Origin of the sequence: Sphingomonas oleivorans, assembly GCF_003050615.1 — a bacterium.
Classification (GTDB): domain Bacteria; phylum Pseudomonadota; class Alphaproteobacteria; order Sphingomonadales; family Sphingomonadaceae; genus Sphingomonas_H; species Sphingomonas_H oleivorans.
In genome coordinates this window covers 46,826-56,540 of record NZ_NWBU01000007.1, presented here as the reverse complement: position 1 = coordinate 56,540, position 9,715 = coordinate 46,826, and the positions used below count along the sequence as shown (strand labels likewise).

Here is a 9,715-nt window from a genome sequence, read left to right as displayed (position 1 = left end):
TTCCCCGTGCATCCACCGGCCGTCGCCGGTGAGCGCACATCACGACATCAAGGAAACGCCCCTCGCCCTCAAATCACATGAGTTAGGGGGTATCAGGGGATTTCATGGTTTTCAATGGCATTTCATGGGAAGTGGCTGTGTATTGCCGCGGGGACCAAATTGGTGGTCAACTGTGGGAAATGGCGCAAAACCGCCATCGTTCCTGCTTTGTCCAATCCTGGAGCCTGTGGATAACTTTGGTGGAAACTATTTGAAGGCGCGATCGTCGTCAGGAATAGCGACGCAAGCGCAGCAGCAGTCCGGCCAGGACGAGGAGCAACGGCAGGGCGGATGCGACGGCGAAGGCCATAACGATTCGATCGGGACGGACGATCCAGTCCACCCTGTCATCGCGCACCGACATGCCGCCGAGCAGCGCCAGACCGTCGCGAACGAACGGGCCATTGTCGGCAAGGCGCCCCGCGCGATGCGCGCCCAGCGGGCCCGGCCCGACCCACAGCCGATCGTCGAGCAGATCGGCATCGGCAACGAGCAGCGCCCTGCCCCGCCCGATCCGGCATTCGGCCAGCAGCCCCTCATCGGCGGTGGTGCAGGCAGATCCGGTCGCGGTGAAGCGGCCGGGGGCGGCGAAGGCAAGGCGCCGGGACATGCCGGACAATCGTAAATCGCGGACGAGCAGCCGTTCGGGGCACGGATCGAGCCGCAGGCCCCAATGGGCGAGCAACGGGCCCAAGCCATCGTCGCGCGGCGGCCGGCGCGGATCGCCGAGCGGATGATCCGAATGCCAGAGCAAGGCCGGATCGGTGAGGATCAACGCCCGGCCGCCGCCACGCATCCAGGCATCGAGCGCCACGAGCCCGGCCGGCCCCGGCGGGTGCGGCTGGGCGACGAGCAGCAGCCGCACGGGCGCGAGCGCCTCGTCCTGCGCGACATCGACGGGATGGAGCATGAAACGCCGATCCAGAAGCGCGCGGATCGCCGGCACCGCCTTGCCCGATAGCGCAGCCGCAACGCCGCCCTCGCCCCATAGCAGCGGCAGGCCGGTGAGCACGCCCAGCGGCGGCCGCACGGACGGGGACGCACGCTCGCCGGGCAAGGCAAGCCAGGCATAGAGGGTCAGGGGGCCGGGCAGCGCGAGCAGCGCCAGCAAGACGAATCCGGCGAGCGGCAGGCCGATTTTGCCGAGCCAGCGCCGAAACAGGATCGCCACAAGATCGAACGGGACGAGGAGCAGCAGCGCGGCCGCCAAAGCACGCGCGCCTTCCATGAGCGGCCAGCGCCCACCGAGCAGCCGGACGAGCAAAGCCTCCCCCGCCGAGGCGAGCAGCAGGGCCGCGGCATAGATGCCCCAGCGCAGCCGCCATGGGCGAGACGACGGGACAAGCGCGAGCCCCGCGAGCAGCCAGGGCCGGAACGCGACGAACAGCGCGATTTCCGCCCGATCGCGCGCGACGAAGGCGCCGAACATGGACGCGACCGCCAGCTCGGCGAGAGCGAAGCCCCCCACCGCGACCAGCGATAGCGCTATGTTGCGACCTGCCTTCAGCGTTCCGTGCCGGACCCGGCCTGCGATTGAGCCGGCGGCGGCGGCGACTCCGCCGGCGCGGGCTCCTCCGGCGCATTGCCGGGCGCCACGCCCAGTTCGGCCAGCGGATCGCGCGGCGCGCCCTCGGCCGACGCCTCGCGCGTTATCGCCTTCGCGCCGCTACCCGAAACGGTGGTCACCGTCGTTACCGCGTCCTCATGCGTAAAACCAATGAAGGCCGCGGCCAGCAGCACCACCAGAAAAACGCAGGCCAGCCCGGTCAGACCGATGCGAACCCTTTGCATCCGTACCTTTTCCCAACGCCCCCGGAGTTGGAGGCGACCAGCAAAGAACAGTGTATCAAACGGTCCGTCGCATGTCGAACCCGGTTTATCGCCGCAGCCATTCCGGAATGGGCAGGCCCTTGGCCGCCAGCCACTGAGGATTGAACAGCGTCGAGAGATAACGCATTCCCGAATCGCACAATATGGTGACGATCGTCTTGCCCGGCCCCAGCTCGCGGGCGAGCGCGATCGCGCCGGCGACATTGATACCCGAAGACAGGCCGACGCACAGCCCCTCATTCTGGAGCAGCGAATAGACCTGCTCCAGCCCCTGCTCGTCCGAGATGCGAAACTGGGTGTCGATGGGCGCGCTTTCCAGATTGCCGGTGATGCGGCTCTGGCCGATGCCCTCGGCGACCGAATTGCCCTCGGCCTTGAGTTCGCCATGCGCGTAGAAATTATAGAGCGAGGCGCCATAAGGATCGGTGAGCGCGATCACCACATCCTCGCTGCGCTCCTTGAGCCCCAGCCCGACGCCCGCCAACGTGCCGCCCGTGCCGACGGCGCAGGTGAAGCCGTCGATCCGGCCGCCGGTCTGCTCCCATATCTCGGGCGCGGTGGTGCGGATATGCGCCATGCGGTTGGCGATATTGTCGAACTGGTTGGACCAGAGCGCATTGGGTGTCTCCTCCGCGATGCGGCGGGAGGTGTGCACATAATGGGCCGGATTCGAATAAGGCGCGGGTGCGACCAGCACCAGCTCGGCCCCCAGGGCGCGAAGCGTATCCTGCTTTTCCCGGCTCTGCGTGTCCGTCATCACGATGATCGTGCGATAGCCCTTGGCATTGCCGACCAGCGCGAGGCCGATGCCGGTATTGCCGGCCGTGCCCTCCACGATCACGCCGCCGGGACTGAGCAGCCCCTGCTCCTCCGCATCCTGGACGATGAAGAGCGCAGCGCGGTCTTTCACCGAGCCGCCGGGATTCATGAACTCGCATTTGGCGAGGATTTCACATCCCGTCGCCTCGCTGGGGCCTTTCAGCCGGACGAGAGGGGTATTGCCGATGAGGGCGAGCGCGTCGGGCGCATTGCGGATAGCCATAAGCGAGCGATAGACGAGCCCGCATCGGCGCCGCAAGCGAGCTTCGCTTGCACCCGCCCTAGCCCCAATTGCGACAGGCCGGCCAAGCATATCATAGTAACGACAAAGAAACAAAATTGGCTATGCCAAGTATGCTAGCCTCCATTCACATTAAAGACGGCAATGAGCTGCAAGATAGAGGGGAAGCGCGGAATGATGAACGGAGCGGCACTGGCAGCATTGATCGCGACATGCGGCGTATCGATCTGCTCGACGATCGCCAACCCGGAAAGTTGGATCGAAAGAACCCGCCCGTCGCTTGGCAGGGGCGCGGCAACGACGCCCCTGCCCCACCCGCACCCTGAAAGCAGCCGCAAAGGGGCCTCCTGTTCCGGCCGCGCCGCCGCAAGGAAAGCGGAATGCCCGGCGCCATCGACCGTCATCATGCGGCCGAACCATCTTCCTTTCTGAATCCCCTCTCCCGGAACGCCGCCGCTCCGCCATGGACCGCGCCGGTGTAATGCCGACCGTAAAAAGTCCGGGGCCCGCCGCCCTGTTCTGGATAGGGTCTTTTCATTACATTGGGATGTGCAGTGATAATCTTTTGAGCTGGACAGCATTTCATAACGAGGGGAGTGACAGCAGTGGAGCAAGATCAAAATGAAACGCTGGTCAGCCTGACGGCGGAAATCGTATCGAGCTTCGTGGCGAATAATCGGATCAGCACCAACGAGGTCGCCGATCTTATCCGCAACACGCATGACGCGCTCGGTGGATTGGGAAGAACGGCCGAACCCGACGGGCCGCAACATTCCCCCGCCGTTTCGGTACGGGCTTCGCTCAAGTCCAAGGACCATATCGTCAGCCTGATCGACGGCAAACCTTACAAGATGCTCAAGCGCCATCTGCAGAAACATGGCCTGACGCCGGAACAATATCGCGAGCGTTTCAACCTGCCGGCCAATTATCCGATGGTGGCAAGCGCCTATGCCGAGGCCCGGCGCGACCTTGCCCGCACCATCGGTCTCGGGCGCAAGGCCGCCCTCCAGGCCGATGAGAGCGAATCGGAAAGCGAGCCGGAACAGGATGTGGCGCCGCGACGCTCCAGGACACGCTCCAAGGCCAAGGCCTGAGCACGACCGACAGCCAGGCGGACGGCGGAGAGGTTCGGCACGGATGGGAGAGCCGCCCTCCTGCGGGCGGGAACGCTTCGGGGCGGTGGTGGACAGGGCTGGATTCGAACCAGCGTACGCTCACGCGGGCAGATTTACAGTCTGCTGCCTTTAACCACTCGGCCACCTGTCCGGCGCCCCGAAGCGAGGCGCGCTCAATGGCGAAAGGCTGGCGGCCTGTCAACGCCGCTCTGCGCTTTTAGATCGACTTCCATCTGATTGAATCATCGCGCCCACCCTGAGCTGCCGAAGCCCATATCGAGCCTCGGATGAATCCCGGCATCCTTCGACAACTCAGGGTGAGCGCGGCCAGGTGAGAGACTCTCCAGCGCGGCGCAAGCTTCGGAATATCCTGCCTTGCCCGCGGAACGGCCACGTGGAAAAGCGTGCGCCATGCGCAGAGGACATAGACCATCCACCCCCGCCGCCGGCCGCCCCCGCTTCTGGGGCCGCCATGCCGTGATCGCGGCGCTCGCCAATCCCAACCGCACCGTGCGCCGCATGTGGGGCACGCGCGAGGCGCTTTCCGCGCTCGACCTGCCGCCGGTGATTCCCGTGACCTATGCCGACGCCGCCGATCTCGGCCGGCTGGTGCCGCAGGATGCGCCGCATCAGGGGCTGGTGATCGAGGTCGATCCGCTGCCCGACCTATGGCTGGGCGACCTTCTGGAGCAGGGACAGGATGACCGCCGTCCGCTGCTGATCCTCGATCAGGTGACCGATCCGCATAATGTGGGCGCGATATTGCGCTCGGCCGCGGCGTTCGACGCGCTGGGGATCATCACCCAGGATCGCCACGCTCCGCCCGAATCGGGCGCGCTGGCGCGGGCCGCGTCGGGCGCGCTGGAGCTGGTGCCGTGGGTGCGCGTCGTGAACCTCGCGCGCGCGCTGGACGAGATAGCCGAAGCCGGCTTCTGGCGCATCGGCCTGACCGGCAAGGGCCCGAAGACCCTGGCCGAAACAATCGGCGAGGCACGCATAGCGCTGGTGCTCGGCGCCGAGGGCGAAGGCATGCGCGCCAATACGGAGGCGCATTGCGACGAACTCGCCCGCCTGCCGATCAGCTCGCGCGTCGAAAGCCTGAACGTGTCGAACGCGGCCGCGATCTCGCTCTACGCGGTCGCGACGCGCGGCGGCTGAAAAAGGATCAATCCTCGGGGGCGATCCGGACCTTCAGACCATCCAGATCGTCTCCGAAAACCACCTGGCAGGACAGGCGCGACGTTTCGTTGCGATGATCCGAACTGTCGAGCAGGTCGCTCTCGTCATCGCTGATCGGCGGCAGCCTATCGACGAAGGTGGGATCGACATGGATGTGGCAGGTGGCGCAGGAGCAGCAGCCTCCGCACAGCGCCAGAAGCTCGTCAATGCCGTTGTCGCGGATGACCTCCATCACCGACAGGCCGGCCTCGCCCTCCAGCTCCATCTCTTCGCCTTCGCGGGTGACGACGATCAGCTTCGGCATTATGGCTCCTCTTGGTCCGGCCCCAGGGTGGCGGGTGCTATGTCGCGGCAGGCCCACGAAATCAAGCCAGGGAGACGAGGATGGGCCTGTCGGCCGAGCAGATCAGGCATGGGATGGACGCGCTGGCCGGGATCGAACCGGCCTTTGCGCGGGGGCTGGAGCGGATCGGCTATCCCGCGCCGCGCATCCGCCCCCGCGGCCATGAAACGCTGCTCAGGACGATCATCGGCCAGCAGGTCAGCGTCGCTTCCGCCAACGCCATCTTCGCCCGGCTCCAGGCCGCGATCGGGCCGGAGCTCGATCCGGCGGCGATCGCCGCCGCACCCGACGAGCTGCTGCGCGGCGCGGGACTGTCGCGGCAGAAGATCGCCTATGTGAAGAGCCTGGGCGAGGAGATCGCGTCCGGCACGCTCGACCTGACGCATCTGCCGGAAAATGATGAGGAGGCGATCGCGGCGCTGGTGCGGATCAAGGGCATCGGCCGCTGGTCGGCGGAAATCTACCTGCTCTTCGCGGAGGGACGCGGCGACGTCTGGCCGGCGGGCGACCTTGCCGTGCAGATCGAAACGGGGCGGATATTGGGGCTGGAGGAACGGCCTTCGGAGCGGCAGACGCGCGCGCTGGCGGAAGGCTGGCGGCCGCATCGCGGCACGGCGGCAATCTTCACCTGGCATCATTATGCCAATGCCGCGAAGAGCGCCAAAGAGGGTGCGAGCCCGCTCTGACGGGACTTCAGGGCGCCGCCCGCCGCGCCCCCGCGATCAACCCGCGCGTCGGAGCCGGCAGCGCCGCGCGCGACCCGACCTCGCGATGCAGGAAGCCGGCGATCGCATCGGCCGCGCGACGCGAGGAGGAAATTTCGCCGAGATCGAAGGTGGCGTCGAAACGCCTCCGCTGCTCGCCCTCGAACAAGGGCAGGCTGGCGCGCGCCGCGTCGACCGCAGCGACGATCGCCGAGACATCGTCCAGCACCGGCCCGAAATGCCAATGGCCATAATTCTCGTCCCCCTGCCAATCGACGCCATTGGCATTGAGGAACAGGCAGGGGCCGGGCTTGCGAATATATTCATAGACCTGGCTGCTGACGTCCCCGACATAGACGTCGGCAATCGTCGTGTAGCTCATCTCCACGCAGCGATCCGATCCCAGATCGACATGAATATGGGGCAGATCGGCATAGGGCGCGATGAGCGCCATCGTCCGGGCGCGCTTGGCGGCGCTGTCGCACATGCGGACATGCGGCGCGAGGATCAGATTGTAACGATCCTGCGCGGCAAAGGCGGCGACAAGCTGGACGCCGAAACGATCCCATGAGCCGAGATCGGAAAAATGGGGATTGTAGAGGACGATCGGCCGATCATTGTCGAACGGGCGCCAGCAGGGATCGCGCATCGCATCCGCCGCATCGAATTTGGGATAGCCCACTATGGCATGATCGCCCGGACGGATCAGCCCCGCCCGCTCGAACCGCTCGCGCTGCTTCTCGCCCGCCATCAGCACGAAATCGAATTTGGCGATGCGCGGATCGACGCCGACCTCGCGATCGCCCGCGCCATGATCGATATGAATGAAGCGTGTGCGACGGACGCCGAGCTTGCGCAGCGCGATCGAGGTGCGTTCCGGCAGCGCGATCGCATCGAAGCGGCGCATGGCGGGTGCGATCGCGGCGAGCGTCAGCATCTTGGGCGCGATCGACGAACCCGTCATCCTCGCGATCAGGCGCAGCAGCTCGGACCCGGCCAAGGAAAAGCGGATCGGCGCGCCGCCCATCCGGGCGACGAGCGCACGGGCATAGGCCAGATTTTCCCGACTGACCGACATGACATGAACATCGACATCGCCGCGCCGGGCGAGTTCGGCCGCGGTGGTGATGCCATGGAGCAATTGATGAAGCTGCGCATTGAACAGAAAGCAGATGGAAGGCCGCGCCTGTTCCGTCCGGTCGGCCCGCTCCGTCCAATCCTTAGCGGAAATCCCCGACCGCACATTTGCGCCGGCCTGGACACGAAACATCGCACCCTTCAGCCCCAACCGACCTGTCGATACCAAGCCGTTTGCCCCTCATCCCGATAATGAAACCGCCCAGCCGGCTCATAGCCTTTTGCGGCCTTAATTGCGAGCCGCGCAACCGACAGACCGCCGCAAAGATCGGGTCAGTCGTCCGAACGGGCTCGCAGGATGCGTTCAGCCAGCACATGATCGGACGGCTTATCGACGTCGATCGCAGCTTCGGCGAAGGGCAAGGCGACCGGCCGCGCGACGAAGCCGAGCCGGCGGCCGGCGATCGCCATGGCATGGCCGAGCGAGATGGTGCGGGTGAGCGCGCGCAGCGCGAGGAGCGGCCCGAAATGCCAGATGAGCTTCAGCGCCTTCTTGCGATCCTGCTCCACCTCGCTCCAGGCAGCGAGCGCGCGGGCGGCGCGGGCGGAGGTGAGCGCGAAGAGATTGGCGCCGGTATAGAAATCGTCCGAGAAACGCAGCCAGGTGCGGCGGCTTTCGGGATAGGCGGCGATGAGCGTGCGGCGGCCGACGACGCCGACCGCGACATCCGCGCCCTCCGTCCCGGCGAGGAAGGTTTCGATCATCGCCGGGGTGAGCAGCGGATGATCGGCGGTGGTGACGAGGACCGGCCAGGGCGCGGCATCCGTTCCGGCGATGGCGGCGATGCTGGCGGAGATGCCCGACGCGCTGTCCGCCACGGCGATGCGGGGCTCGTCGGCCAGCCAGGCGAGATCCTGGATGAGCAGTTCGTTAGCACCCTGGGCGAGGATCAGGATCCTTTCCAAGGCGGGGACGGCAAGCAGGCTGCGCGCGACATGGCCGAGCATCGGCTGCCCCGCGATCGGGACCAACGCCTTCTTTTCCAAGCCGAATTGGGCGGCGAGCGGATCGGTGCCGGGGCGCTGCCCAGCGAGGAGGATGGCGGTCCACTTGGCCTTTGGGATGGTCATGGGACCGTTCCTATCGGCAGTTCGTCATCTTTTCGCCACGGAAAAATGCGGGAGGCGTTGGCGAACATATCAACGGAATTCCCATGACGATCGACAAAGCCATCATCCTGAGCGCGGGCAAGGGATCGCGCCTGCTGCCGCTGACCGAAAGCCGGCCCAAATGCCTGATCGAGCTTTCGGGCCGGACGCTGCTCGAATGGCAGCTCGACGCGCTCGCCGCCAACGGGATCGAAGATGTGACGATCGTCACCGGCTTCCGCGCCGATCTGGTGGACGAGGTGGCAGAGACGCGCAACGGCGTTCGCACGCTCTTCAACCCCTTCTACCATGTCGCCGACAATCTCGGCTCGGTCTGGATGGCACGCGAGCGGTTCGACCGGGACACGCTGCTGCTCAACGGCGACACGCTCGTCTCGCCGGAGCTGGTTGCCCGGGTGCTGGCCGAAGCTTCCGCGCCGATCAGCGTGACGGTGGACGAGAAGCCCGAATATGATGCGGACGACATGAAGGTGCTGCGCAGGGACGGCCGGCTGCTTCGGATCGGCAAGACGCTGGCGGCGGATCAGTGCAACGCCGAATCGATCGGCCTGCTCGCCTTCCGCGGCGCGGGCCGACAGATCTTCATCGAGGCGGTGGAAGAGATCATGCACACGCCCGCCGGCACGGCGAGCTGGTATCTGAAGGTGATCGACAGCCTGGCCGATAAGAATGAGATCGGCACGGTGAGCATCGTCGGCCAGGAATGGGCCGAGGTGGATTTCCCCGCCGATGTCGATGCGGCGCGCGCGCTTACCGCGCGCTGGGCCAGGCGTTTCTGATCGCGCCGCACAGCGCCGCGACCTGAGCGGAATCGAGCGCGACCGACTGGCCGAGCGCGGGCGCCTTGGGCCAACCCGCATCGGGCAGGCTGATGCCAGCCACCATGCGTTCCCCGTCATAGCGGGGGATGACATGGAAATGGACGTGGCGATCGACCATCATCAGCATGAGATAGTTGATCTTCTGATAGTTGACCGCCTGGGTGAGCGCCTGCTCGATCGCGGCGATCACGGTGGCGAGCTCCGAGAAGGCCTCGGGCGAGAGATCGCCAAACGCCTCGGCATCGCCCTTGGCGGCGAGGACGAGGCTGCCGACGGTCGGCTGTTCCGGGCGGAGCAGCACGACCCAATGCGGATATTCCGCGATCAGCGTTTCGGGATAGCCGAAGCGGTGGATCGTCTCGTTCATATGCCCTCCG

Annotated in this window: 12 protein-coding genes and 1 tRNA gene; 4 read left to right on the top strand and 9 right to left on the bottom strand. The window is 66.1% G+C overall.

What is annotated here, in order from left to right; translation table 11 throughout:
• Nucleotides 1-268: 268 nt before the first annotated feature.
• The 4 genes from CLG96_RS08500 to CLG96_RS08485 all read right to left on the bottom strand — a co-directional run bounded on the left by CLG96_RS08500 (nucleotide 269) and on the right by CLG96_RS08485 (nucleotide 3,336).
• Nucleotides 269-1,507, bottom strand: a complete 1,239-nt coding sequence (locus tag CLG96_RS08500) for a Gldg family protein (protein WP_107967459.1) — start codon at nucleotides 1,505-1,507, stop codon at nucleotides 269-271.
• 35 nt (nucleotides 1,508-1,542) lie between these two features.
• Nucleotides 1,543-1,830, bottom strand: a complete 288-nt coding sequence (locus tag CLG96_RS08495; protein WP_243395702.1) for a hypothetical protein — start codon at nucleotides 1,828-1,830, stop codon at nucleotides 1,543-1,545.
• Nucleotides 1,831-1,915: 85 nt separating this feature from the next.
• Nucleotides 1,916-2,911: a cysteine synthase A gene (locus CLG96_RS08490; RefSeq protein WP_107967458.1), complete on the bottom strand. Its 996-nt coding sequence runs from the start codon at nucleotides 2,909-2,911 to the stop codon at nucleotides 1,916-1,918.
• Nucleotides 2,912-3,045: 134 nt separating this feature from the next.
• Complete coding sequence (locus CLG96_RS08485) at nucleotides 3,046-3,336, bottom strand: hypothetical protein (protein ID WP_107967457.1); 291 nt, start codon at nucleotides 3,334-3,336, stop codon at nucleotides 3,046-3,048.
• Nucleotides 3,337-3,534: 198 nt separating this feature from the next.
• Here CLG96_RS08485 and CLG96_RS08480 point away from each other — a divergent pair, with 198 nt between their 5' ends.
• On the top strand, nucleotides 3,535-4,023 hold the full coding sequence (locus tag CLG96_RS08480; protein WP_107967456.1) for a Ros/MucR family transcriptional regulator: 489 nt from the start codon (nucleotides 3,535-3,537) through the stop codon (nucleotides 4,021-4,023).
• Nucleotides 4,024-4,109: 86 nt separating this feature from the next.
• On the opposite strand, the gene CLG96_RS08475 is transcribed toward CLG96_RS08480, so the two are convergent.
• A tRNA-Tyr gene (locus CLG96_RS08475) sits at nucleotides 4,110-4,195 on the bottom strand.
• Between the two features lie 260 nt (nucleotides 4,196-4,455).
• On the opposite strand from CLG96_RS08475, the gene rlmB reads away from it, so the two are divergent.
• Nucleotides 4,456-5,202 (top strand): 23S rRNA (guanosine(2251)-2'-O)-methyltransferase RlmB, encoded by a 747-nt coding sequence (rlmB, locus tag CLG96_RS08470; protein ID WP_107967455.1) that lies wholly within the window; start codon nucleotides 4,456-4,458, stop codon nucleotides 5,200-5,202.
• Between the two features lie 7 nt (nucleotides 5,203-5,209).
• Here the strand turns inward: rlmB and CLG96_RS08465 are convergent, their stop codons facing one another.
• Complete coding sequence (locus CLG96_RS08465) at nucleotides 5,210-5,527, bottom strand: 2Fe-2S iron-sulfur cluster-binding protein (RefSeq protein ID WP_107967454.1); 318 nt, start codon at nucleotides 5,525-5,527, stop codon at nucleotides 5,210-5,212.
• Between the two features lie 80 nt (nucleotides 5,528-5,607).
• On the opposite strand from CLG96_RS08465, the gene CLG96_RS08460 reads away from it, so the two are divergent.
• Nucleotides 5,608-6,252 (top strand): DNA-3-methyladenine glycosylase family protein, encoded by a 645-nt coding sequence (locus CLG96_RS08460; RefSeq protein ID WP_107967453.1) that lies wholly within the window; start codon nucleotides 5,608-5,610, stop codon nucleotides 6,250-6,252.
• A 7-nt stretch (nucleotides 6,253-6,259) separates the two neighbouring features.
• Here CLG96_RS08460 and CLG96_RS08455 read toward each other — a convergent pair whose 3' ends face one another.
• Entirely contained in the window at nucleotides 6,260-7,576 is a 1,317-nt protein-coding gene (locus CLG96_RS08455; RefSeq protein WP_133175381.1) for a hypothetical protein, read from the bottom strand.
• 104 nt (nucleotides 7,577-7,680) lie between these two features.
• Entirely contained in the window at nucleotides 7,681-8,478 is a 798-nt protein-coding gene (locus tag CLG96_RS08450; protein ID WP_107967451.1) for an NTP transferase domain-containing protein, read from the bottom strand.
• An 83-nt stretch (nucleotides 8,479-8,561) separates the two neighbouring features.
• Here CLG96_RS08450 and CLG96_RS08445 point away from each other — a divergent pair, with 83 nt between their 5' ends.
• Nucleotides 8,562-9,296 (top strand): phosphocholine cytidylyltransferase family protein, encoded by a 735-nt coding sequence (locus tag CLG96_RS08445; protein ID WP_107967450.1) that lies wholly within the window; start codon nucleotides 8,562-8,564, stop codon nucleotides 9,294-9,296.
• Here CLG96_RS08445 and CLG96_RS08440 read toward each other — a convergent pair.
• Nucleotides 9,268-9,705, bottom strand: a complete 438-nt coding sequence (locus tag CLG96_RS08440) for an HIT family protein (RefSeq protein WP_107967667.1) — start codon at nucleotides 9,703-9,705, stop codon at nucleotides 9,268-9,270. The two genes, CLG96_RS08445 and CLG96_RS08440, sit on opposite strands and share 29 nt — an antisense overlap.
• Nucleotides 9,706-9,715: the final 10 nt, after the last annotated feature.

What these genes read in the sequence shown, in the direction of transcription:
- CLG96_RS08465 (WP_107967454.1), bottom strand. Translation starts at nt 5,527, where the DNA reads ATGCCGAAGCTGATCGTCGTCACCCGCGAAGGCGAAGAGATGGAGCTG.
- CLG96_RS08495 (WP_243395702.1), bottom strand. Translation starts at nt 1,830, where the DNA reads ATGCAAAGGGTTCGCATCGGTCTGACCGGGCTGGCCTGCGTTTTTCTG.
- CLG96_RS08460 (WP_107967453.1), top strand. Translation starts at nt 5,608, where the DNA reads ATGGGCCTGTCGGCCGAGCAGATCAGGCATGGGATGGACGCGCTGGCC.
- CLG96_RS08445 (WP_107967450.1), top strand. Translation starts at nt 8,562, where the DNA reads ATGACGATCGACAAAGCCATCATCCTGAGCGCGGGCAAGGGATCGCGC.
- rlmB (WP_107967455.1), top strand. Translation starts at nt 4,456, where the DNA reads ATGCGCAGAGGACATAGACCATCCACCCCCGCCGCCGGCCGCCCCCGC.
- CLG96_RS08450 (WP_107967451.1), bottom strand. Translation starts at nt 8,478, where the DNA reads ATGACCATCCCAAAGGCCAAGTGGACCGCCATCCTCCTCGCTGGGCAG.
- CLG96_RS08440 (WP_107967667.1), bottom strand. Translation starts at nt 9,705, where the DNA reads ATGAACGAGACGATCCACCGCTTCGGCTATCCCGAAACGCTGATCGCG.
- CLG96_RS08490 (WP_107967458.1), bottom strand. Translation starts at nt 2,911, where the DNA reads ATGGCTATCCGCAATGCGCCCGACGCGCTCGCCCTCATCGGCAATACC.
- CLG96_RS08485 (WP_107967457.1), bottom strand. Translation starts at nt 3,336, where the DNA reads ATGATGACGGTCGATGGCGCCGGGCATTCCGCTTTCCTTGCGGCGGCG.